This window comes from Alicyclobacillus acidoterrestris (genome assembly GCF_022674245.1).
GTDB lineage: Bacteria > Bacillota > Bacilli > Alicyclobacillales > Alicyclobacillaceae > Alicyclobacillus > Alicyclobacillus acidoterrestris.
The window spans coordinates 2,218,558-2,240,891 of the sequence record NZ_CP080467.1 but is presented as its reverse complement, the minus strand read 5'-3'; the positions used below and the strand labels follow the sequence as shown (position 1 = coordinate 2,240,891).

The following is a 22,334-nucleotide window of genomic DNA, read 5'->3' as shown; positions in this document are numbered from 1 at the left end:
AATCGGTACCTGTCCAATGTTTTGATTACGGGCTAATCATATCACAGGAAAAGGGAATCGCTCATTACAGATTCGTGTCATTCGCCGTCGACGACAATTCCCTCTCTCAACGCATACGCTGCCGCTTCAACCCGGTTTTTAAAATGGAGTTTTTCAAGGATGTTCCGCACGTGATTGCGAACCGTATTTTCACTAATATACAGCGCTTGGGCGATATCGCGATTGCTCGCACCAGTACTCAATTGACGCAAGACATCGATTTCCCGCTCCGTGAGCGGTTGTAATTGGTGCGACGCGATGGACTGCTTCACTTGCGGGCGAGAGAACTCAGTGATGATTTGCATTGCCAGATTCCCCGGAATAACCGGCTCACCCGCGCTCACCCGCTGGACGGCGTCAATGACCGCTGCCGGTTCCGCATTTTTCAACACATATCCTGATGCGCCGGATTTGATAGCCTTAAATAGCATTTCCTCCGTATCCGAAACGGTCAGAATCAAAATTTTAATATTGGGATACGCGGCCTTAATCTGCCGAGTCGCCTCTAACCCATCCATCACAGGCATGTTAATATCCATCAACACGACATCAGGTGTCAAGTCTGCACATTTTTGTAGCGCAACATGACCGTTTTCCGCTTCTGCCACCACATCCATACCGGCCATTCGCGTTAACAAACCGCACACGCCACTGCGAAACAACTCATGATCATCTACTACCATAATGCGGATTGTCCCGCACGCGCTCCCATCCATGTTTCATATCCTCCTGTCAAACCGTCTGCCCTGCGTTAAAGGACCGGGTAATCTTTCACCGTTTCATACCGCCCGATAACTTTAAAGCATACAGTGACCATCGCGCGTTGCATATAGTTCAACCGGACCATTTTCGCGATCGTATCAGTGTCAGTATTTGTCCAATGATAAACCAAATTGCACCACCGGCCGCGATAACGCCACCGATTGTCAAGAACACGGACACAAAGCGCCCGATGCTTGAGAATCCAAAGGCTGAGAAGGACGTGATGAGTAAAGCGGATCCGACTGACGACGTGACGACTTGCGCGATGGATGACCTCTGGCATCGCGCCTGTTTCCCCAAGAGCAGTGGGAACATCGCATAACCAATCGCATAAATAAGGGTCGTTACCCAACCGAGAAACAATAAGTGGATAGCGACCAAGGACATTGGATTCAGGCCGAATACGGTCAACACGCCCAAAATACCTGCAAACGCCCACGCGATGACCCACGCTAGGCGGCTCTGCAGCGCCATCGAAATCTTCGGCTTTCCGACTGCGCCGGTTCGCTTTTTCCGCGTGCCGCGAACAAATAAAAAAGCGTACCACGCAAAGGACGCTCCAAATAGCCGCACACCCCACTCTGTCACAGCCGACGTCTGCGATAGAAGCCCGTACGCATCTAGAATGACGCCCAGTCCCCACAACCATTGCCCCAACGACACACTACGCTTTGAAATACAGGTGCACTATCCCCTGAATGGACGACGGAAGGCGCAACTGTGTAAACATCCCGAGCACCGCATAGGTCATGCCATAAATCAGCATCGACAACCATCCGTATGGATTTAACTCTCCATGTATAGCCATCAGTTCTGGGCCGAGGCGCAATGCACTGGCCAAGACCGCGCCAAGCACTGCACCCACCAGAAAATTAACCAACGCTACACCAATGAACGCCTGTGCCAGTCGCATCCCTGTCGGCCGTTTCATAACAGGGCACACACGACCATCACGGCAAACACCGCTGGGAGATAAATCAACGACAAGAAAAAGGTCTGTTTGGCCAGTCCCTCATCATCTGTTTGCCGACGCAGCAAACAAATGGTCAATCGGAGAAATACACAGCCGATGCCCGTGGCAGCAATCATGTAAAATACTTGTTCCCGAACCGCACCGACCAAAATCCAAGATGCCATGACCATGAGCGCGGTATAGATGACCATCTGCCGCTTCGTCGTACGGGCACCGCGAACCACTGGCATCATCGGGATTCCAGCGCGTGCATAATCTTCGTTCTTGTACAATGCGAGCGCCCAAAAATGAGCCGGTGTCCACAAAAAGATGACGGCGAACATCGCCCATGCCGCGAAACTCTGATGCCCGGTTACCGCGGCCCAACCGACAAGTGGCGGAAAAGCGCCAGCCCCACCGCCAATGACGATGTTTTGTGGCGTTTTGCGTTTGAGCCACATGGTGTAAATCACGGCGTAATACAGATACCCTGCCATGGATAAACTGGTCGCTAGTAAATTGCACCAAAGCGCGAGTACGACACAAGACAACGCGCCTAAGCCGACCCCTATCGCCAATGCGTGCCACGGTTTCACCAGTCCTGAAGGAATCGGGCGATTCGCCGTTCGGTGCATCACTGCGTCAATATCGCGGTCATACCACATATTGAGGGCGGCCCCGCCGCCGGAAGATAGCGCTAATCCCCCCAGCCCAACGAGCGTGGTGCGCAAATCGGGAATCCCCGCTTGCGCAACCACCATCGCACAATAGGCTGTAAACAAGAGAAACAGCATAATTCGCGGCTTCGTCAAAGCAATATAGGCTTTGGCCACCGCCCTTACGTCTGGGTATCCGAACACCTCAGACTTGCCAGTCACCGACGGTTGCTTTGCGAAACCCATGCCCGATTCCACCTTTCCCCCACACAATCATTCAGTAACTCACATTGGTGCCAAAAGCCATAATCCAGACGGACATCAAGGCGACAGCGAATGTAAAAATCAGTCCAAGCAACAATAGCACCGAGTGAAACGGAGGTCCGTCTCCCTCCGTGATGTGCATAAAGAAAAACAACTGGACAAAAATTTGCAGTGCGCCAAGGATGGTCAAAAGGACAATCAATGGACCGACATTCATGCTGTGCGTAAGCGCCAGCACGAACGAAATCGCAGTCAGGACAAGCGATAAAAGATACCCAAGAATGTATAACTTGGGCGAATGCGACTTGTGCGTACCCCCCGTTCGAACCGTTGACATATCACATCACCACCCCAGACAAATACACGATTGTGAAGATAAAGACCCACACAACATCTAAGAAGTGCCAGTATAAGTTGACGATGAACAACTTGCGCGCGGTCTTTTGGTTGAGACCGCGGCGGGCAATCTGAATTAACGTCAGAACCATCCAAACAATGCCGATGCTCACGTGACTCCCGTGCGTCCCGACCAGCGTGAAGAATGCCGACAGAAACGCGCTGCGCTGCATCGTCGCCCCAATTGCGACATCTGCTGCAAATTCCTGAACTTCCAGTCCGATAAAGGCAAGGCCGAGAAGAATCGTCAACGTCAGCCAGGCCATGACCTGTTTGCGTTTGCCAAGTCGCATGGCGAGCGTCGACAAACCGCCCGTGAAGCTACTGGTCAGCAGAATGAACGTCTCTGCAGTAAAGCCAGGGATATCGAACAGATGGTGGGCGGTTGGACCACCATCTGTATGTGTGCGCAAGACCAGATACGTCGCAAACAAACAGCCAAAAAGCAACATATCCGTAGCCATGAATATCCAGAAGCCCGTAATTTTCACGGATTCATGTGGATTTTGATACTCCAATGGCGTGTCTGTATCTGCATGAGCCGTAACGGCATGTTGTAACGCGGACATCTTACAACCTCCCCAATGCACTTTCGGTCTCGCGAACTTCTTCCGCCGGAATCACATACTCATCTTGGTCTTCCAACGCGCGCAGAATCATGCACAACGCAACACCGGCCAAGCCGATGACCGCAAGGATATACCAGTTGAAGACGAAGCCAAATCCAGCGACGAAGAATGCGAGCCCCATGATAAATGGGCGACCCGAGTTTTTCGGCATGTGAATCTCCTTGATGTCCTCCGTGGAAGTGGTAAGCAAATCCGTCGTTCCCCGCTGTTTTGCCGCCCACCAGACATCCCGTTCGGTAATCGTCGGAATGACGGCGAAATTGTAGTGCGGAACAGGTGACGGCAAGGACCACTCGAGCGTCCTAGCATCCCATGGATCCCCCGTCGTATCCCGCTCCATGTGGAACAGGCTGTAGAGGACCTGCCAAACGATGAACAGGAATCCGACGCCCATCAGGTAAGCACCAATGGTGGATACAAAGTTGAGCGACCCCCAACCCATATCTGTCGGGTACGTGTACATCCGGCGTTGCATACCTTCGAAGCCAAGTGCGTACTGCGGCAAGAAGCAAATGTAGAACCCAATGTTGAAAATCCAGAACGCCCATTTACCCAACCGTTCGTTGAGCCGGAACCCAAACATCTTCGGCCACCAGTAATACATCCCCGCGAGCATGCCGTTGACCACACCACCAATGAGCATTTGGTGGAAGTGGGCTATGAGGAAGTAACTGTTGTGATACTGGTAATCCCCAGGGGCAGCAGCGAGCATAATGCCCGTCGCGCCGCCGATAGCGAAGTTCGGGATGAATCCGAGCGTCCACAACATCGGCAAAGTTACACGGATACGGCCGCGGAACATCGTAAAGAGCCAGTTGAACACCTTCACACCCGTTGGAATACCAACGGCCATGGAAGCGACGGCGAAGAACGTATTGACGTCGGCGCCAGCGCCCATCGTGAAAAAGTGGTGCGCCCACACGAAGTAGCTGATGACCGTGATCAACATGAGAGACGCGACCATCGACGAATAGCCAAAAATGCGCTTGCGCGTAAATGTGGCAACCACTTCTGAGTAGACGCCGAAGGCGGGCAACACGACGATATACACCTCAGGGTGACCCCAGACCCAGAACAAGTTGATGAACATCATCGGATTTCCGCCGTGCATCATCGTGAAGAAGTGTGTACCAACCACTCTGTCAAGCATTAACAGCGCCAATGACACAGACAGTGCAGGGAAGGCAAAAATAATGATGAGACAGGAACCGAGCGTCGACCACGTGAACAGTGGCATCCGCATCAATTTCATGCCAGGAGCCCGCATCTTGAGGATGGTCGCGATAAAGTTAATCCCTGTCGCGATACTCCCGATACCCGAAATCTGGACGCCGAGCAGGTAGTAGTTCTCCCCTGGACCGGGATCGAACCCGAGTTCCGTCAGTGGTGGGTAACTGGTCCAGCCAGCATCCGGCGACCCACCGAACACGAATGACAGATTAAAGAGCATTGCGCCAAAGAAGAACAACCAAAAACTAATTGCGTTCAGATACGGAAACGCGACATCGCGCGCTCCAATTTGCAACGGCACCACGATATTGAATAGCGCAAAGAGAAACGGCATCGCCATAAACAAAATCATGATGGTTCCGTGCGTCGTAAAGATTTGATCATAGTGTTCCGCATCAAGAAAGTGTTCGCCCGGCTGCGCCAACTGTGTGCGCAGCAGTAGGGCATCCACCCCGCCACGGAAAAACATCAACAGCGCCGCGATTAAGTACATAATCCCAATCTTTTTGTGATCAACTGTCGTCAACCAGTTATCCCACAGCCAGCGCCATTTCTTCAAATACGTGAGCGCTCCAACGATGCCAACCACCACGAGGACAATCAGCGCGTCGGAAATCCAAATCAAATACCCCTCATTCCACATGAGATAAGTATCTGCAAAATGCTTGAGCGCAGTAGGCACGAGGCATCTCTCCTTCCTCTTTGAACGGTTTACTTCGCGTCTTTCTGGTCCTGATTCATACCAGCCATGCCAGACATCGCACCGTTTGTCGGTGTCGCGACGGTACTCGAATTGCTGGGCATCGCGTTTTGCATGTACTGGCCACCCTCGGCCCAAATCGTGTCATTAAACAAATTGGGCGGGAAAGACGAATAGGAAATTTTCCCCACCGTGCTCGGTTGTTTCAATTTCTGATACATTGCCTTCGTCAAGGCGGGTGACGCAGCTTTCACTTGGCTAACCCACTGATTAAATTGAGACTGGGACGTCGCAATGACGCTAAACGACATATCGGCAAACCCTTTGCCCGTAAAGTTCGCGCCATGACCGTAATATGTACCGCCCTTATCTGCTTCAAGCCAAAGCCGCGTCGCCATCCCTGGCATGGTGTACTCTTGTCCACCGAGACTGGGAATCCAAAATGAATTCATCGGGGCATCGGATGTCAATTCGAAATTGACCGGGACACCCGTCGGGATTTCGACGTAATTCACGGTCGCCACTTTTTGGCCGGGGTACTGAAACAGCCATTTCCAATCAAGCGATGTCACGTAAATCGTGATTGGCTTGGCATCCTTTTGTGGCGGCTGCGTTAAAGCAAATGTGACCTTTCCTGTGTACGCGCCGAGAATCGCGATAATCAGAATCGGAATGCCCCACCAGACAAACTCCAGTTTCTTGCTCTCTGACCACTCCGGTGTGTAGCGCGCTTTGTTCCCTGGCTTATCGCGATACCGCCAAACGATGACAGCAAGTAAAACAAGCGTCGGTACAATCACAATTAGCGTTAAGATAGCAGACCACTCAATTACGTGTAGTTCCTTTTGCGCAACAGGTCCAGCGGGATTTAAGACAAAATACTTGGACCCACAGCCGGTAGCGAACAAGATGCTGGTTCCGGCAACCAAGAATACGCTGCGCAAACGACGCCACAGCTGTCCGCTCATATGTGCACTCCCCTTTCCCGAAGACGTCCTGCGTCAGCCGCATCGCCCTACCCCTGAAGCGGTGCGGCTTTTCGCTAGACGGTCAACAACCATATCGTAGCGGTGTCGAAATCGAGCAGGCAGACACAAAACGCCCATTTCAACTAGTCAATCCATACCGCCTGTCATGTAGTCCGGAAAGACTATCGACAAAAATAGACAGAATCATGCGCACTCGTCGAATCATCCCGCGCTTATGACAAACACGCTCTACTGGCTGGTGGCTGGACGTGGCGGATGACGGGACAAGACTTCGGAGGCGTTAAAAAAAAGAGCCGCATCGCTGCGACTCAAACGGCAGTGCAAGGAGGTACCTTAGGGAGGTAACCTTGCTGGAGACTACGGGATTATTGTGGCATGCTTCGGGGATTCGGGATATAGCACAGTCGGGGCATTTTCACTAGTCCGCAATGACGGTTGGCAGTTAGTCCGTTGGGATGAGTCCCCCCTGTCGTCCAATCGGACATGCAGATGGCATCCACTCTTATATTTTCAACGCTGGTCTTAACCAGGCAGTCAATTGCTTCGCGGCCAAAGTCCTTTTCACCGCCTCGCGCAAGGGAGTACGCCTCGTCGATAAACAGCACACCGCCGAGCGCCTTTTTAATCAAATCCCGCGTTTTTTGAGCGGTGTGACCGATATACTCGCCAACCAAGTCAGCCCGCTCGACCTCCACCAGGTGCCCTTGTGAAAGTAAGCCGCACTCGTGAAACAACCGCGCGAGAATGCGTGCAACAGTCGTCTTGCCAGTGCCTGGGTTGCCTAGAAACACCATGTGCAAGACAATGGGATCGGCCTTCAAATGGTGCCGCATTCGCGCCTGCTGTACGAACACATACGCGAAGATCTCGCGAACGACCCGCTTCACTTCATCTAATCCCACGAGTTCATCCAGTTCGGTCAACAGGCCCAACAACCTTGATTTGTCCACTTCCGACCGGCCCTGCGACGGGTTCGCGTGCTGCCCCGAGAGTTGTTGAAGCGCTTCTGATAAAGCGATTTGCCCTTGTTCGTAATCCTGAATAATCTGCTGCGACAACTTGGTTGAGTTTATCGGTTTGCGCTGGTTTCGGTTGCTCGGTTTCATATGACCACCTCTTCGTTTGACGTGTTTGCCCGAGCGGACCAACACCTCAACCTATGCAGAGGCGCAAATATGGGTGATGGCCCAGAACAAAATGAAACACCCTGGGCCCGCCCCAGGGTGTTTCATACACGATCACGATTCAAGCGCGGCCGCGTTTCCTTCGGAGAATATCTGGAACGCCGCCTAACCGATTACTCGGCCAACGCACGAGTATGTCGGTCATGCCGTTTTTCCACTTAAATGGAATCAGCGGCCACAAGTATGGTTTGCCAAATGTCTTCGTGGTAGCCAAGACAATGAACCAGATGACAATCGACACAACAAAGCCAATTGCGCCTAATACGGCTGTCCAACCTAAAATCCAGAACCGCGCCATTTGGTTGGCACTGCCTAGTTCATAGGACGATGTCGCGTATTGCGCCATCATGACAAACCCCATGTAGACCAATACCTCAGGTTGCAGTAACTGAATCGTCGTGGCGAATTGACCAAACAGCAAGGCCGCCACGATACCGACTGCTGACGCCATCACGGTCGGGATATTGATGACCGCGAGCCGTAGGATATCGAGTGCCACTTCCGCGACGATTAATTGTGCCCACAGCGGCAGAGGATCATGTCGATTCGCGAGAAAAAAAGCGCCCCACTTTGGCACCCAGTGCGGATGCGCGTTGACGGCAAGGAATAACCCCGGCAAAAAGATGCTCATAAACACCGCAAACGCAATCAGCCAACGCAGATAAGTCCCAATCATGGGATATGAGTGGTATTCCTGCGGATGTTGCATATGCTGCCAAAACGTCGTCGGCGCGATGATGACCTCTGGCGTGTTATCCACCACAATCACGACATGTCCTTCAATCAAAGCCGTACTCGCCACATCCGGTCGCTCAGTGTAGCGCGCAATCGGATATGGATTCCACTTGACTTTCCCAATGTAGTCGATGACTTGTTGCTCGCCCATGACGAGCGCGCCCGTGTCAATGGACTGCAGCTTCTGCCGCACCTCCTTGACCAGATCTTCATCGACAACATCCTTCAAATATAGAAGGGATACGTCGTTCTGACCGCGATCGCCAATTTGCATCAACTCTACCCGCAACCTCGGATCGCGCAAGCGACGCCGAATCATACTGGTGTTCATCAACATCGTCTCGGTAAATCCATCTTGACTCCCGCGCGCGGCCCGTTCTATGGTCGGTTGCGTGATGCTTCGCATCGGATAAATACGGGTGTCAATCATGACGGCTTTATCGTACCCGTCGATGAAAATCATGAGTGGGCCAGACAAGATAAAACGCACCGCATCTGTCATCTTGTCAAACACCTGAACCTGAACGAACGACACGTTCGTATTCAGGTAAGCGACCAATTGCTCGAGTGTGTAATCTTCGTTCTCGTGCTTTTTCTCGAACGCTTCAATCGTCGCCTGGACGTTCTCAAGAATCATGACCACGTTCATCGTCAAGAAGAATCCGTTGGCCACGTACGACATCATGTTGAGTCGTCCGAATTTAAACGGCTTTGCGATGACATCCCATGTGGTTCCTACGCCCAGGAGGTTGTTGAGGTACGTGACGTTGTCCTCTAGTTTCGAGCTGATGGCCTGGTCTTTCACCTCTGGAACCTGTTTGAGCATCATGAATCCCTCCCGAACCGCTATCCTCTTTACTTCTTCCCCAACCGTTTCCAAACCATGCACAGACGATCCATCTCACGCACCCTTCTGCACTTCTTGTGGCAAAGGATCATCGCGCAGCAAAACAGGGAAGCCGCGGCGGCTTCCCTGTCGAGCGCATGCTACTTGTTTCGTTGTCCATTCGTTATCCAGTGCTGAATTCATCCGTTCTGTCAGGGCATTTACGTCTCCAACGGTTGTGCATTCCCATACACCGGGATTGGGCCGCAACGAGGATTCGCCCATCGTACTGCATTGACTATCACCCTTTGAATCTGTTCATGATGATACGTCGGATGCGTTTCATGCCCCGGTCGGAAATAAAAAATCTTACCGCGGCCGCGGCGGAAGGTGCATCCACTGCGGAACACCTCGCCACCTTTAAACCAGGACACAAACACGACTTCATCGGGCGTTGGAATGTCGAAATGTTCTCCGTACATCTCCTCATGCTCTAGCTCAACAAACTCACCGATTCCATCGACAATCGGATGGCTGGGACTCACCACCCACAACCGTTCATTTTCACCGGATTCGCGCCACTTCAAATCACATGATGTGCCCATCAAGCGCTTAAATACTTTGGAGAAATGCCCCGAATGCAGAACAATCAAACCCATGCCATGTAAAACACGCTCAACTACTTTTGCGACAATCGCGTCATCGACTTCCTGATGAGCCATGTGTCCCCACCAAATCAACACATCCGTTGAATTCAGCACATCGTCCGTCAAGCCATGCTCGGGCTCATCCAAAGTCGCGGTGCGAACATCAAATCCATTGTCACGAAGCGGTTTTGCCAGTGCGTTGTGAATACCATTCGGATAAATCTGCCGGACCGCTTCGCTATTCAATTCATGACGATACTCATTCCAGACTGTCACGCGAATCGCCGTACGCATCATTCATCACCCTTTGACTGCGCCTTGTGTCAACCCTGAAACAATCCACTTTCTAAAGATGACAACGAGAACCATAATTGGCACGATAGAGACCACTGAGCCAGCAAAGATGGTGCCGTAAGGCACATTGAACTGCCCGCTGAAGAGCGCGATACCGACAGGAATGGTCCGCATGGAATTGGAAGAGTTAAATACCAAGGCCATGAAAAACTCTGTCCACGCAGCAACAAAGGTAAACACCGCAGCGGAAAACAACCCCGGGCGTGTAAGCGGCAGAAAAATTTTATAATACGCCTGAAATACGGATGAGCCGTCAATCTTCGCAGACTCAAATAGAGCACCTGGAACCTGGAGAAAGTAGTTCCTAAGAATCCATATGGAAAACGGCAAGTTAAATGCCGTATATGGAATCACCAACGCTTGATACGAGTTCAGCCATCCAACATCCCTTAGCAGCACATACAGTGGAGTGATTACGGCAATCGGTGGGAACACCGAAATGATCAACAAAAAGATTAAGATAGGTTTTTTCCACGGAATGGGCAGGCGTGCAATGGCAAACCCGGCCATGCTTGCAAAAAACAAGACGAAGAAGGTGGTCAGCACAGCCACAATCACACTGTTCACCATGTAGTGGCCAAATCCATATTGCACAAACGCCTCTCGATAATGGGCAAATGTCGGATTCGTCGGCCAATACTGTGGCGGATACGCGCTAATTTCTTTATCCTGTTTAAATGACGTGATAAACATCCAATAAAATGGAAATAGAATCGCGAGTAAAAACGCAATTAATACAACATAACCGAGAACTTTTTGCCATCGCGGTTGAATCATGCTGCTTCCTCCTCCACCATGGAACGGAAGCCAGACAGGAATATCAGGCAGGCCAACAAAATCAAAATCACGGTACTCACCGCAACCGCTGCCCCGACTCCGAAGTGCAAATCTTCAAATAAGGTACGGTATCCGAGAATGGCCAGTGATTCCGTCGCCGTGCCAGGACCTCCTTGTGTGAGCACAAACGGTAAATCGAACACCCCGAACGCTTGTAAAATTCGAAACAACCCAGCAAGTGCAATACTGCCGCGAAGCAACGGAAATGTCACTTTCCAAAACAATTGCCAACTGTTTGCTCCATCGATACGAGCTGCTTCATAGTAGTCTTGTGCAATCATTTGCAATCCACTAAGCAAAATAATCACGACAAACGGCGTCGTCTTCCAAATATCAGCGACCATCATCGCAATCACCGCGCTGGTGTTCTGACCAAGCCATGTCACGGGCTGCCCAATCAGATGCAGGCCTGCTGCGACAGCATTCAACACCCCATACACGCCGTTGTAGATGTAATCCCACATTTGTGCTGAAATGACCGTGATTAGCGCCCAGGGAATGAGCATGATGCTGATGGAGAGCCCCTGCAGTTTTTTGACGTTGTTTATCGCCAAGGCAATCAGTAACCCGAAAAAGAGCTCTACAAAAACCGTAACGATCGCATAGTACACGGTAAACCAGGCACTATGCCAAAACACAGGGCTGCCAAAAACGGTTTTATAGTTGTTGATTCCGTTTGACTGGAACTCAAATCCGTTTGTCGTCAAGTTAATATTGTTGAAACTCATGATAATGGAGTAGACAATTGGAAAAATGGTGACCGCCAACATCACGATTCCCGCTGGAGCCAGTAATCCAAATCCGGCTCTTCTATCCGCCATTTTTAAGTTGCGGCGCCGTTTTGAGCCTTGAGTTTGTTCTGCCGATAACACCGACATAGTTTCACCTCACAAACGTTCGACGGGAACATGAACCTCCCCCTGCCGCCACGAAGTCTATAACCCAGCTGAGCTATTCAGCGCACTGTTGACCTGGCTGTTTGCGTTATTCAAAGCAGACTTGACACTCGCACTGCCCGACAACGCCTGGTTGATATTGTTGTAAATCGCCTGTGAGACCTTTGGATAATTTGGCGTCTGTGTTGGACGTGAGATATATTTAACGTTCGGTATAATGGAGAATATGGGGCTGACTGACTTTAACGAAGGATCGTCAGCGACCGCCTTGTTCGTCGGAATCTCGGAGTAGTTCTTGGCGAGAATCGACTGAGCTTGCTGCCCCGTCATCCAGTCGATAAACTGCAAATCCGCCTTCAGGTTCTTGCTGTGTGGATTGATGTAGAGATCCCAACCGCCGACGCAACTGTAACCCGAGCCACTTTGCCCCTCAAATGTCGGCAACGCGACCACGCCCACTTTGCCCACTACCTTGGAATCCGCCGAATTCTGCGAGTCGCTCCAAGCATAGGACCAGTTGCGAAGGAATACGGAATCTCCTTGGTCAAACACGTTTTCCGCGTCGGCTTCCTGGAATGTGTCCTCCGCCTTCGGCGAGACGCCGCTGGTAATCAAGCTTCGCATGAAGCTCAGTGCCTTATTTGCTGCAGAACTCGTCAGTTGTGCCTGATTGCCGTTTAGGACCTGCCCCCCGGCATCCGCAAGATATTCGATAAAATTACAGGTTGCCCCTTCATAATCACCGCCCTGCCAGACAAAACCGTACTTCGCCCCGCCAGCTTTCTGAATTGCCTCGGCGTCAGATTTCACTTGCTCCCAAGTCGTCGGCACCGGGAGATTGTATTTTTTCAACAAATCTTTGCGGTAGAACAAAAACGCCGTATCCACGAAAAACGGAACCGCATATACCTTTCCATCGTAAGTTGCACCTTCTATTAATCCATTGGAAAACCGATTAAAAAACGATTTTGGCAATACATCACTCAACGGCTGGGCTAATTGCGCATTGCCAAATTGCGCAGGCCAAACTACGTCACCCATATAAACATCCGGTTGCGATGAACCACCGCTTATCGTCGTCGTCAAACTGCTCCTATCCGTGTCTGTATCCGCTGGCTGCGACTGCAGCGTAACATGGATGTTCGGATATTGTTTCTCAAATTCTGCAATCAACTTTTTCCGGAGGCCTGTATGCGTAATGGGCGCCGCAGCCCAGACAATATTACCCGAAGCGTTCGAATAATCGACCGCTTGACTGCCGCCGCTACCACTTGTGCTAGACGAGTTCGATCCCGCTGTCACAGCGTTCCCAGCGTTATTCGCGGAACCGCACCCAGCGACCAGTGCTGCTATCGATGCGCTCAAAGTAATGGTTGCAGCAATCTTCTTCACAGTGACGCTCATCTAAGAACCCCCTATGATCTACAAGTTTTTCATACCAATGTACGAACAGACTCACGTTCGACGAAGCGGTGCGGCAAAAAGTAGGTGCCTGTTTCAGTAGGGGTGATGACTCGCCCGAGCGCGCCCATTAACCAATGCACGCTTTGTGCGCCAATCTCTGAAAACGGTTGCGCGACAGTTGTCAAACGAGGCACCACCATTCGAGCGACTTTCACATCGTCAAATCCGACAATAGACATGTCGTCGGGCACCCGTAAGCCGTTGTCATATAGACACCGCATGGCTCCTAAGGCCATTTCATCGCTCGCGGAAAACACAGCAGTCAGTTGTAAGTCAGCCTGTTTTTCCAACAGGCGTTGCATGGCTCTGTATCCATCATCAAACGAAAACTCTCCCGTTTGAACAGCCTGTGAATCAAATGGAAGGCCAAAATGTTTCAGGCCCGACTCATAACCCTGTAAACGCTGTTGCCATGGCGTATCAGGAACCTTCCCTGCAATCATGCCGATCCGACGATGCCCACGGCTCACCAAATAGGAAACAACATCAAATCCCGCCCGGACGTTGTCGATATCAAAAGACGGAATCGGTGTTTTCGCGCCGTTGGGTGCCAGTACCAGAACAACCGGAAGCCCTAGGCGTTGAATGACCGGGTCGAAATCTTCTGTAATCATCTTGCTGGTAAAAATAATGCCGTCCACCTGATGCTGTCCAAGAAAATAAAACCCTTCCATCGCCCGTTCGGGAGAATTCTCGGAGTCGAATACTAAAACCCGCATGTTGTGACTCTGGCTTGCCTCGCGAATCCCCTGATATAATTCATTGAAGAAAAAATCGGTGATTCCAGCCGGAACAATTAACCCCAACGTATCCGTTTGGCGTGATGACAGACCGCGAGCGATTGCATTCGGTTTAAAATCTAGTTCTTTCATTGCCGCTTGTACGCGCCGACGCGTCTCTTTCTCAACTAAATTCGGCTTATTTAGCACACGCGACACCGTAGCAGCGGACACGCCGGCCCTTTTGGCAACCTCGCGAATGGTCACCCGCACTCGATTACACCCCCCTTGAAAATGTTTCGTAAAGCGCTTTCATGAAACTTCTATCGATACAGAATATGCGTTTAGGGTGTTTTCATTGTCAAAAACGACGCGCATTCTGAAAAAAATCAGAACCCTTCTCCTCCATGAGCGATTATCCTGTTCGCCATAACCCTACACCCCTGCCGCGCAATCAAAAATGGGCCCACCTCAAAGGTGGACCCATTTCATCCATGCTTATATCGAACGATAATTCTCTGATGGTGGGCGTTGACGGGCTCGAACCGCCGACCCTCTGCTTGTAAGGCAGATGCTCTCCCAACTGAGCTAAACGCCCACAACTGGAGCTCCCAACCAGGCTTGAACTGGTGACCTCATCCTTACCATGGATGCGCTCTGCCAACTGAGCTATGGGAGCAGATTGGCTCCCCGAGTAGGATTCGAACCTACGACCCTCCGATTAACAGTCGGATGCTCTACCGCTGAGCTATCGAGGAATGTGGTGGAGGTAGACGGATTCGAACCGACGACCCCCTGCTTGCAAGGCAGGTGCTCTCCCAGCTGAGCTATACCCCCACGGGTGGTTTGGAACAATGGCAGGGGCGGCAGGACTTGAACCCACGACATGCGGTTTTGGAGACCGCCGTTCTACCAGCTGAACTACGCCCCTATGTCATTGGTGGAGGGGGAAGGATTCGAACCTTCGAAGCTTTCGCAACGGATTTACAGTCCGCCCCATTTGGCCACTTTGGTACCCCTCCGGATTGGAGCCAGCGACAGGAATCGAACCTGCGACCTACTGATTACAAGTCAGTTGCTCTACCTGCTGAGCTACGCTGGCACTTGCGGCGACAGGTCTTAAGGTAACACATTCAATGCTGGCGTGTCAATGCAAAATTTGCATATACACCCTCTGTGCATGAAAAGTCCTCCAAGATGTGTTCCCGTCGCCCAATCCGGCTGGCGTTACGCTTGCTCGTCAGCGTCGGTCGACGCAGCTTCGGCTGCAAGATTCACCTGACGCATCGGGATAAACGTGGAAATGGCGTGCTTGTAGATCATCTGCTGTTTGCCCTCCGCCTCGACGACGATGGTAAAATTGTCGAACGCGCGGACGACACCGCGAATTTGAAAGCCATTCACAAGATATACAATGACCGGTATCCGATCCTTGCGCACTTGATTCAAAAATGTGTCTTGGATATTAATTTGCTGCTTGCTCATCGACCGATTGTCACACTCCCATTTTACGCCTGTTCCTATTTATTCGTGGCCAACCTGGTTTTTTCCTTCCACAAAATCGTGGATTGTACGCCACATTCTCGCCGCTTCGCCCGCCGCGAACTGTCCATCTACCGTCCGCTCGAACCACTGAATGCGCGCATCCCGACGAAACCACGACAATTGTCGTTTGACAAAACGGCGCGTGTTCTGTTTAATGGCGGCAATCGTCTCCTCCAGGGAGCACTCGCCGCGAAAATACTGGACAAATTCCTTATAGCCAATCGCTTGCAACGAAGTATCCTCCGCTGTGGCACCAGCTTGCAGCAAGCGTTTTACTTCGTCCTCCAGCCCCGCCTCAATCATCTTGTCAATGCGCAGCTCAACCCGCTCATAAAGTGCTTGGCGCTCCATCCACAGGCCAATGAGCAACACGTTGTAACGCCCCGACTTTTCGGTGAAATCGTAGCCCTGCGAGAGCGGGCGGCCACTCGTCTCAGCCACTTCGAGCGCGCGAATGACTCGTTTCACGTCGTTTGGATGCAGGCGGTTTGCCGACGCTTCATCGACTTCGCGCAGCGCGCGATGCAGCGCCTCCACGCCGTGTTGCTCGACGTAATTCTGCCAACGCTGGCGGACCTCAGAGGTCTCTGGTTTTTCTGCGAAGGTCAAATCATCCGTAATCGCGCGGATGTAGAGCCCTGTCCCCCCGCAGACAACCGGTAGTTTTCCCCGATTGCAAAGCGCTTCAATAACCTCGTCTGCCGCACGCTTCCAGGCCGCGACCGTATACGACTCGGTGGGGTCAACGACATCGAGCAAGTGATGAGGAACACCCCGCTGTTCCGCTCGGGACAATTTGGCCGTGCCTATATCCATTCCCCGATATACCTGCATCGAGTCAGCCGAAATCACCTCGCCACCGTAGCGAAGTGCAATGTCAACGGCGACGTCGCTCTTCCCCACAGCTGTAGGTCCCACCACACAAATGACGGACTGCTTGGTCATGATTGTTTTCTCCACACTCCGTAGGCTATTTTTCTACGCGGCGAATCGGGCGTCAGCCCGTGACGCAAAAACACGCCAGATCCCGGGCGCTCTTTGATCACGACGCACCTGCGCGCGACGCGCTTGGCCTCGTCTACGGCTTCGTCCGACAGCGCAGTGTGAACGGCGAAAGCGCGCAGCGGGGCCATCGACGAGGACGCTTCTGCCGGCATACGAAACATCGGATCAAAATACACGGCGTCAACACTATCCGCCGGCTGCGCTTTGAGCCAATCCACATGGGATGCAAAGTGAATCTCGATTTGCCGCAGCAACTCTGTGGCTCGAGGATACGCATTCGCACCAAATTCTCGGACGGCCATGAGGACGCCATACAGATAAGGGCTCGCTTCGAGGCCAATCACCCGTCCAGTTGACCCAACCTGATGCGCGAAGACCAAAGCGTCGGAGGCAAGCCCCACTGTCGCGTCGACCACGACGTCGCCAATCTCCAGACCCATCACCGTTAACAGTCGATCCGTCTCGCCCCGCCGCAACCGTTCCATCCGCTGCGCCCCCATGCTCGGGTGGAAAAAAAGCGGTGTCGGCGCCGTTCGATGCCGCAACGTCACAGGATCGTCTGCGACGATTAACACATCGACGCCGCACTGCTGAAACATCTGCTCCAGGCCCGTGTCGCCACGCGGCACGTATGGAACGCCGAAACGCTCGGCTAAGGTCTTCGCCAAATCCGCTTGGCGCAATGTGCCATTGCGCGGTGTCGTCGCGACAGCAGACGACAAACACTTCACGTACGACGTGTCAGACAATGCGCTTAAACTCCTTCTCCAGTTGCTTGCCTGTCCACTGTAAAAAGACAGGGCGGCCGTGTGGGCAGTGAAACGGGTCATCTGCCTTCGTCAGCGCGTGGCACAACGCCTCCAATTCCTCCTGTGACAAGTGCCAGTTCGCCTTCACCGCCGCTTTACAAGCGCGCGTCGCGACGACGTCGTACATCGTCTGAAAAAAGTCGTCGCGCGCCAAGTCCGAATTCGGCAGCGCCTCGAGTGTCGCCTCCGCGAGCGCGTGCACATCGAGTCCTTCCCAGACATCTGGCACGGTGCGAATCACCACGTCGTAACCGCCGAAGGGTTCCACCGTCAGGCCGAGCTCCGCCAGTTGCTCCGCCATCTTCGTAACGCGCGTGTAGGTCGTCGGCGGCAGCGTCAATTGAATCGGGGCGAGCAGCGGCATGGCATGCACCTGTCCGCTCGCCAGGCGTTTGTAGAAATCCTCAAAGAGAATTCGTTCGTGGGCCGCGTGTTGATCGATAATATACAGAGATTCACCATCGTCGGCCAAGACATACATACCAAGCGCCTGGCCAATCGGGCGCAGGTGCCAATTTTGTTTGCGCGCCTGCGGTGGTATATCCATTACCATATCCATGGCCATGTCCGCATCGACTGTGTCCATCGATTGTACGGAGACGACATCCCGCTCTTCACCAACGTGCGCATCGCGCTGGCGCACACCTTCGGACGTCCCACTTGCGTACATCGCGCCCAATTCGCGCAGCGAAGGTTGCTGCGCGCGCGCACCCGCCGGATAATTCGGGCGCCCTGACGACGCATGACCACCTGTATTGCGTGCGCCCCGTGCTGCGCCCGCCTCAGCAGTTCCATCAAAACGCTGTGGCGCACCCGCTTCATCCTGCGCCGGATTGTAGTCGAGCGCCAGTGGCTGCACCTCAGTCACTTGCCGCGCGGTCGTACGCTGAGGTGTGGGCGCCAAAAGCGTGTCATCCAAGGCCTTCGCCACCGCACGCGCGACCGTGCGACAAACGTCCGCCTCCTCGCTGAAGCGCACCTCAGCCTTGTGTGGGTGGACGTTGACGTCGACCAACGTCGGATCCATCTCGAGAGAAATACTGTATATCGGCTGTTTCCCAATCATCAGCCGATTCTTGTAGCCTTGAATGACCGCCTGGTGAATCGCGAGATTGCGGACGGGACGGCCGTTGACAAACAAGTGCGCACCAGATCTCGAGGTACGCCCTTGCGTTGGTCGGCCAACCAAGCCCGTGACCTTGTAATCGGGCGTCGTCTCGTTGACCTCGAGCAATTGCTTCGCTTCGCCAACGCCGTACAGAGACGCGAGCACCGCACGAATGTCACCGTTGCCCGGCGTTTGAAACAACACGTGGTGCTCCGTCTGACAGGTAAAAGCCACATCTGGGCGAGATAAAGCCGCCTTCTGGACGACCTCCACCGACTTTGCCTGTTCCGTTTGCACAGTGCGCAAGTATTTTAGACGCGCGGGCGTGTTATAAAAGAGATCGGTCACCTCAATGCGCGTGCCGTACGTGGCGCCAACGTGTTCCACGGGCGCCATCTCACCGCCCTCCACGCGAACCAACACGCCATATTCGCTCGTGCGCGTGCGCGTTGTGAGTGTCACGCGGGAAACGGCGGCAATGGACGCCAAGGCTTCCCCGCGAAAGCCGAGGGTCCGGATGCGCGTGAGATCGTGCTCATCATACACTTTGCTCGTCGCATGGCGGGCGAACGCCAGCGTCGCGTCCGACTCGTCCATGCCGACGCCATCGTCTTGCACGACTAACTCGGCAATACCACCTTCCCGCAAGCTGACGGTGATGTGCTTGGCACCCGCGTCAAGGCTGTTCTCAATCAATTCCTTGACACACGACGCAGGACGCACCACCACCTCTCCGGCGGCAATTTGGTTGGCGAGCGAAGTCGACATTAACTGGATGTTTCCCACGACAACAACTCCCTCGCTTTCTCAATCAACTCGTTCAGCCGGTTCATCGCGTCCAGCGGCGTCATCGCAAGCAGATTTTCCGCGGCGACACGCTCCACAAACGCCCGATACGGCCCCTCAAACAGCGCGAGCGCTGGGGCATCCGGCGCAGTTGCTGTTGCTGGCGTTTGTACCGACGCTTGCGCCACAACCGGCGTGACAGCTGGTGACACGGAGTCGAGAGAGCTCTCCCGCACCTCGGACGTCGCTGCCGCCATCGCGCTCGCCTGCGACTGCGATTCGCGCGCGGCGAGCAACGTCTGCGCCCGCTCGACGACGTGCGGCGGGAGCCCGGCGAGCTTGGCCACTTGAATGCCATAACTTTTGTCCGACGGCCGCGTGACCACCGTGTGCAAAAACGTAATGCCGTCGGCGGTCTCCTCCACGGCCATCGAATAATTGCGCACAGACGGGAAGCGCTCAGAGAACCCAATCAACTCGTGATAGTGCGTCGCAAACATCGTGAGTGGCTGTTCACTGCGACTCGCCAGTTCCTCGAGAACCGCCTCGGCGATGGACAGTCCATCGTACGTCGACGTGCCGCGGCCAATTTCATCGAGCAAAACGAGGCTGCGCCCGGTGGACTGCCGCAAAATTTGCGCCAGCTCAATCATCTCCACCATGAACGTGCTCTGGCCGCGCCCCAAGTCGTCCGCAGCACCGATGCGCGCGAAGATTTGGTCCACCACGCCAATGACCGCACTCTCTGCGGGGACGAAACTCCCCATCTGCGCCAACATGACGATGATGGCGGTCTGGCGCATATAGGTGCTTTTGCCGCCCATATTCGGCCCTGTCAACACAATGATGTGGTCCCCCGGCGCCAAGTGCGTGTCATTGGGCACAAATTGGCCTTTCGCCAGTTCCTCGACCACTGGGTGCCGGCCTCCAACAATTTCGATCCCGACATCACCGCGAATTTCCGGCCGTACGAACCGGCGCTCACTGGCGACGTGCGCAAGACTTTGCAGTACATCGATTTGTGCGAGTGCGTCGGCAAACGTCTGAATCTCCGTGCGCGCGGCCAGAACTTTATCGCGAAATGACTGGAACAGCTCCGCTTCCTTCGCCATCGCCCGCTCCTCGGCCGACAAAATCTCGGCTTCGCGCGCCTTGAGCTCAGGCAGAATAAAGCGTTCCGCACCGGTGAGTGTCTGCCGCCGCTCGTACTCCTCGGGAACACTGCCGAGATTCGCCTTCGACACCTCGATGTAGTAACCAAATACCTTGTTGTATCCGATTTTGAGTGACTTGATGCCCGTCCGCTCGCGCTCGCGCTGTTCCAAGTCGCGCAGCCACGTGCGACCAGAAGTCTGCAATTCCCGCAGCCTGTCCAACTCCGAATCTACACCGCTGCGAAAAATACCGCCCTCTCGCGTTTGGACAGGGGGTTCGTCGACAATACTTGCTTCAATCGTCGCCGCAAGCCCTAACAAATCTGGCAAATCGTCGATAAGCGACGCAAGAAGCTCCGGAGGCTCTGTGACAGACAGCGTATCAATGACCGCCTGCCCCTTGATAAGCGAGTGCGCGAGCGACAACAAATCGCGTGGGTTGCCGCTGCCGAAGGCGAAGCGGGCGACCAGCCGGGCGAGATCGTGTACACCACGAAGGGACTCCCGCACTTCCTCGCGCAAGATCAAATCATCGACGAAATAGCCGACGGCGTCGTGACGACGCACAATATCCGCTTCGCGGCAAAGCGGCCGCTCCAACCACGAGCGCAACAACCGCCCACCTGCAGCCGTCACCGTGGCGTCGATAAGCCCGAGCAGACTCCCCTTTTTTTGCCCGTCGCGCGCCGTCGCCGTCAATTCCAGATGATGAATCGCCGTCTGGTTGAGCGCCAAGTGCGTCTGCTCAAAGAGCGGCGCCGGATCTTGCAAATGGCGCAATTTCATTTTTTGCGTTTCATCTATGTACGTCAGCGCGAGCGCGAGTGCCTTCGTCGCGTCGGACTGTTCCGCAAGGCCTAACGCACTGACACTCGATACGCCGTACTGTTCCTCAATCAGGCGGTTTCCACCATTTGTGCGCTCTGTGATGAGTACCTCCGTCTGTGCGCTGTACGCGGCAAGCCAATTGGGCGCAGGCGCTCCCTTTTCCACGACGATTTCAATCGGGGCGAACAAACGCAACTGGTCTGCACAAGCACCGCCGTCCGCTTCCCCCATCAGGACTTCTCCTGTCCCCACGTCGACGAAAGCGAGGCCAAAACTCGATGACGACGCGACGAGGGCTGCGAGAAACCGATGGTCCGTATCCTTCGACAACGCAGTCCCCGGTGTGACAATCCGAACGACTTCGCGCTGCACGAGGCCTTTGGCCGCTTTTGGATCTTCCACTTGTTCGCAGATAGCCACGCGATACCCTCGATCAATCAGGCGCTCGAGATACTGTTCCACTGCGTGATACGGCACACCACACATAGGAATTCTGCCCGCTTCTCCCGCGTCGCGCCCCGTCAGCGTAATATCGAGTTCGCGGCTGGCCGTGACGGCGTCTTCAAAAAACAGCTCGTAAAAATCACCTAGTCGAAACATCAGGAGTGCGTCCTGATGTGCCGCTTTGACTTCCTGGTATTGACGCATCATTGGCGTCAGTCCCATACAGAATCCTCCTCACGCGTCCCACGACTTCGCCCACAGTTGAGTCATCATCCATTCCGAAATACGTCATCATAGACGAAACGGCCGCCGACTTCCGGCGACCGTCGTATAGCCTATTGCCGCCGCGGCCCTGTCGGTCACTTGCACCGACGCC

The 22,334-nt window shown here is 53.7% G+C and carries 19 protein-coding genes, 7 tRNA genes and 1 pseudogene; all 27 read right to left on the bottom strand.

Annotated features, from left to right (window positions below; translation table 11 throughout):
* Positions 1-77: 77 nt before the first annotated feature.
* The 27 genes and pseudogenes from K1I37_RS10640 to mutS all read right to left on the bottom strand — a co-directional run bounded on the left by K1I37_RS10640 (position 78) and on the right by mutS (position 22,180).
* Positions 78-755 carry a response regulator gene (locus K1I37_RS10640; protein WP_021294785.1) on the bottom strand — a complete coding sequence of 226 codons (678 nt, stop codon included), beginning with the start codon at positions 753-755 and terminating at the stop codon, positions 78-80.
* Between the two features lie 118 nt (positions 756-873).
* Complete coding sequence (locus K1I37_RS10635; protein ID WP_152498699.1) at positions 874-1,458, bottom strand: hypothetical protein; 585 nt, start codon at positions 1,456-1,458, stop codon at positions 874-876.
* Between the two features lie 7 nt (positions 1,459-1,465).
* On the bottom strand, positions 1,466-1,732 hold the full coding sequence (locus tag K1I37_RS10630) for a hypothetical protein (protein WP_021294787.1): 267 nt from the start codon (positions 1,730-1,732) through the stop codon (positions 1,466-1,468).
* Positions 1,729-2,655, bottom strand: coding sequence for a heme o synthase (locus tag K1I37_RS10625; RefSeq protein WP_021294788.1), 927 nt, complete (start codon positions 2,653-2,655; stop codon positions 1,729-1,731). The genes K1I37_RS10630 and K1I37_RS10625 overlap by 4 nt, the downstream gene beginning before the upstream one ends.
* Positions 2,656-2,686: 31 nt before the next feature.
* Complete coding sequence (locus tag K1I37_RS10620) at positions 2,687-3,010, bottom strand: cytochrome o ubiquinol oxidase subunit IV (RefSeq protein ID WP_021294789.1); 324 nt, start codon at positions 3,008-3,010, stop codon at positions 2,687-2,689.
* Position 3,011: 1 nt separating this feature from the next.
* Entirely contained in the window at positions 3,012-3,638 is a 627-nt protein-coding gene (locus tag K1I37_RS10615) for a cytochrome (ubi)quinol oxidase subunit III (protein WP_021294790.1), read from the bottom strand.
* Between the two features lies 1 nt (position 3,639).
* Positions 3,640-5,571, bottom strand: a complete 1,932-nt coding sequence (locus tag K1I37_RS10610; protein WP_051189302.1) for a cbb3-type cytochrome c oxidase subunit I — start codon at positions 5,569-5,571, stop codon at positions 3,640-3,642.
* 68 nt (positions 5,572-5,639) lie between these two features.
* A complete protein-coding gene (locus tag K1I37_RS10605; RefSeq protein WP_021294792.1) occupies positions 5,640-6,596 on the bottom strand; it encodes a ubiquinol oxidase subunit II in 957 nt (318 codons plus the stop codon).
* Positions 6,597-7,138: 542 nt separating this feature from the next.
* Positions 7,139-7,723: pseudogene (locus K1I37_RS10600) on the bottom strand (AAA family ATPase); the annotation flags it as partial.
* A gap of 139 nt (positions 7,724-7,862) precedes the next feature.
* Positions 7,863-9,362, bottom strand: a complete 1,500-nt coding sequence (locus K1I37_RS10595) for a spore germination protein (RefSeq protein ID WP_021294794.1) — start codon at positions 9,360-9,362, stop codon at positions 7,863-7,865.
* Between the two features lie 221 nt (positions 9,363-9,583).
* The gene (locus K1I37_RS10590) at positions 9,584-10,303 is read right to left on the bottom strand and encodes a ThuA domain-containing protein (protein WP_021294795.1); all 720 of its coding nucleotides are present in this window, start codon (positions 10,301-10,303) and stop codon (positions 9,584-9,586) included.
* Positions 10,304-10,309: 6 nt separating this feature from the next.
* Entirely contained in the window at positions 10,310-11,140 is an 831-nt protein-coding gene (locus K1I37_RS10585; RefSeq protein ID WP_021294796.1) for a carbohydrate ABC transporter permease, read from the bottom strand.
* Positions 11,137-12,078: a carbohydrate ABC transporter permease gene (locus K1I37_RS10580; RefSeq protein WP_021294797.1), complete on the bottom strand. Its 942-nt coding sequence runs from the start codon at positions 12,076-12,078 to the stop codon at positions 11,137-11,139. Before K1I37_RS10580 ends, K1I37_RS10585 begins: the two co-directional genes overlap by 4 nt.
* Before the next feature lie 57 nt (positions 12,079-12,135).
* Positions 12,136-13,500 carry an ABC transporter substrate-binding protein gene (locus tag K1I37_RS10575; protein ID WP_021294798.1) on the bottom strand — a complete coding sequence of 455 codons (1,365 nt, stop codon included), beginning with the start codon at positions 13,498-13,500 and terminating at the stop codon, positions 12,136-12,138.
* A 29-nt stretch (positions 13,501-13,529) separates the two neighbouring features.
* Complete coding sequence (locus tag K1I37_RS10570; protein ID WP_021294799.1) at positions 13,530-14,552, bottom strand: LacI family DNA-binding transcriptional regulator; 1,023 nt, start codon at positions 14,550-14,552, stop codon at positions 13,530-13,532.
* A 249-nt stretch (positions 14,553-14,801) separates the two neighbouring features.
* A tRNA-Val gene (locus tag K1I37_RS10565) sits at positions 14,802-14,877 on the bottom strand.
* A gap of 5 nt (positions 14,878-14,882) precedes the next feature.
* Positions 14,883-14,958 (bottom strand) — tRNA-Thr (locus K1I37_RS10560).
* A gap of 4 nt (positions 14,959-14,962) precedes the next feature.
* Positions 14,963-15,037 (bottom strand) — tRNA-Asn (locus K1I37_RS10555).
* Positions 15,038-15,040: 3 nt separating this feature from the next.
* Positions 15,041-15,116 (bottom strand) — tRNA-Ala (locus K1I37_RS10550).
* An 18-nt stretch (positions 15,117-15,134) separates the two neighbouring features.
* A tRNA-Trp gene (locus K1I37_RS10545) sits at positions 15,135-15,210 on the bottom strand.
* Positions 15,211-15,217: 7 nt separating this feature from the next.
* Positions 15,218-15,301, bottom strand: a tRNA-Tyr gene (locus K1I37_RS10540).
* Positions 15,302-15,305: 4 nt separating this feature from the next.
* Positions 15,306-15,381: transfer RNA gene (locus tag K1I37_RS10535), tRNA-Thr, on the bottom strand.
* Between the two features lie 125 nt (positions 15,382-15,506).
* A complete protein-coding gene (gene hfq, locus K1I37_RS10530) occupies positions 15,507-15,764 on the bottom strand; it encodes an RNA chaperone Hfq (protein ID WP_021294800.1) in 258 nt (85 codons plus the stop codon).
* A 39-nt stretch (positions 15,765-15,803) separates the two neighbouring features.
* Positions 15,804-16,769 (bottom strand): tRNA (adenosine(37)-N6)-dimethylallyltransferase MiaA, encoded by a 966-nt coding sequence (gene miaA, locus K1I37_RS10525; protein ID WP_021294801.1) that lies wholly within the window; start codon positions 16,767-16,769, stop codon positions 15,804-15,806.
* Positions 16,766-17,578, bottom strand: a complete 813-nt coding sequence (locus K1I37_RS10520) for a class I SAM-dependent methyltransferase (protein WP_021294802.1) — start codon at positions 17,576-17,578, stop codon at positions 16,766-16,768. Before K1I37_RS10520 ends, miaA begins: the two co-directional genes overlap by 4 nt.
* The gene (mutL, locus tag K1I37_RS10515; protein WP_021294803.1) at positions 17,571-19,532 is read right to left on the bottom strand and encodes a DNA mismatch repair endonuclease MutL; all 1,962 of its coding nucleotides are present in this window, start codon (positions 19,530-19,532) and stop codon (positions 17,571-17,573) included. The genes K1I37_RS10520 and mutL overlap by 8 nt, the downstream gene beginning before the upstream one ends.
* Positions 19,514-22,180, bottom strand: coding sequence for a DNA mismatch repair protein MutS (mutS, locus tag K1I37_RS10510; protein ID WP_021294804.1), 2,667 nt, complete (start codon positions 22,178-22,180; stop codon positions 19,514-19,516). The genes mutL and mutS overlap by 19 nt, the downstream gene beginning before the upstream one ends.
* Positions 22,181-22,334 lie beyond the last annotated feature (154 nt).

Excerpts from the sequence above, each read along its gene's own strand:
- K1I37_RS10640 (WP_021294785.1), bottom strand. The coding sequence starts at position 755 with ATGGATGGGAGCGCGTGCGGGACAATCCGCATTATGGTAGTAGATGAT.
- K1I37_RS10630 (WP_021294787.1), bottom strand. The coding sequence starts at position 1,732 with ATGAAACGGCCGACAGGGATGCGACTGGCACAGGCGTTCATTGGTGTA.
- K1I37_RS10625 (WP_021294788.1), bottom strand. The coding sequence starts at position 2,655 with ATGGGTTTCGCAAAGCAACCGTCGGTGACTGGCAAGTCTGAGGTGTTC.
- K1I37_RS10620 (WP_021294789.1), bottom strand. The coding sequence starts at position 3,010 with ATGTCAACGGTTCGAACGGGGGGTACGCACAAGTCGCATTCGCCCAAG.
- K1I37_RS10615 (WP_021294790.1), bottom strand. The coding sequence starts at position 3,638 with ATGTCCGCGTTACAACATGCCGTTACGGCTCATGCAGATACAGACACG.
- K1I37_RS10610 (WP_051189302.1), bottom strand. The coding sequence starts at position 5,571 with ATGTGGAATGAGGGGTATTTGATTTGGATTTCCGACGCGCTGATTGTC.
- K1I37_RS10605 (WP_021294792.1), bottom strand. The coding sequence starts at position 6,596 with ATGAGCGGACAGCTGTGGCGTCGTTTGCGCAGCGTATTCTTGGTTGCC.
- K1I37_RS10595 (WP_021294794.1), bottom strand. The coding sequence starts at position 9,362 with ATGCTCAAACAGGTTCCAGAGGTGAAAGACCAGGCCATCAGCTCGAAA.
- K1I37_RS10590 (WP_021294795.1), bottom strand. The coding sequence starts at position 10,303 with ATGCGTACGGCGATTCGCGTGACAGTCTGGAATGAGTATCGTCATGAA.
- K1I37_RS10585 (WP_021294796.1), bottom strand. The coding sequence starts at position 11,140 with ATGATTCAACCGCGATGGCAAAAAGTTCTCGGTTATGTTGTATTAATT.
- K1I37_RS10580 (WP_021294797.1), bottom strand. The coding sequence starts at position 12,078 with ATGTCGGTGTTATCGGCAGAACAAACTCAAGGCTCAAAACGGCGCCGC.
- K1I37_RS10575 (WP_021294798.1), bottom strand. The coding sequence starts at position 13,500 with ATGAGCGTCACTGTGAAGAAGATTGCTGCAACCATTACTTTGAGCGCA.
- hfq (WP_021294800.1), bottom strand. The coding sequence starts at position 15,764 with ATGAGCAAGCAGCAAATTAATATCCAAGACACATTTTTGAATCAAGTG.
- miaA (WP_021294801.1), bottom strand. The coding sequence starts at position 16,769 with ATGACCAAGCAGTCCGTCATTTGTGTGGTGGGACCTACAGCTGTGGGG.
- mutS (WP_021294804.1), bottom strand. The coding sequence starts at position 22,180 with ATGGGACTGACGCCAATGATGCGTCAATACCAGGAAGTCAAAGCGGCA.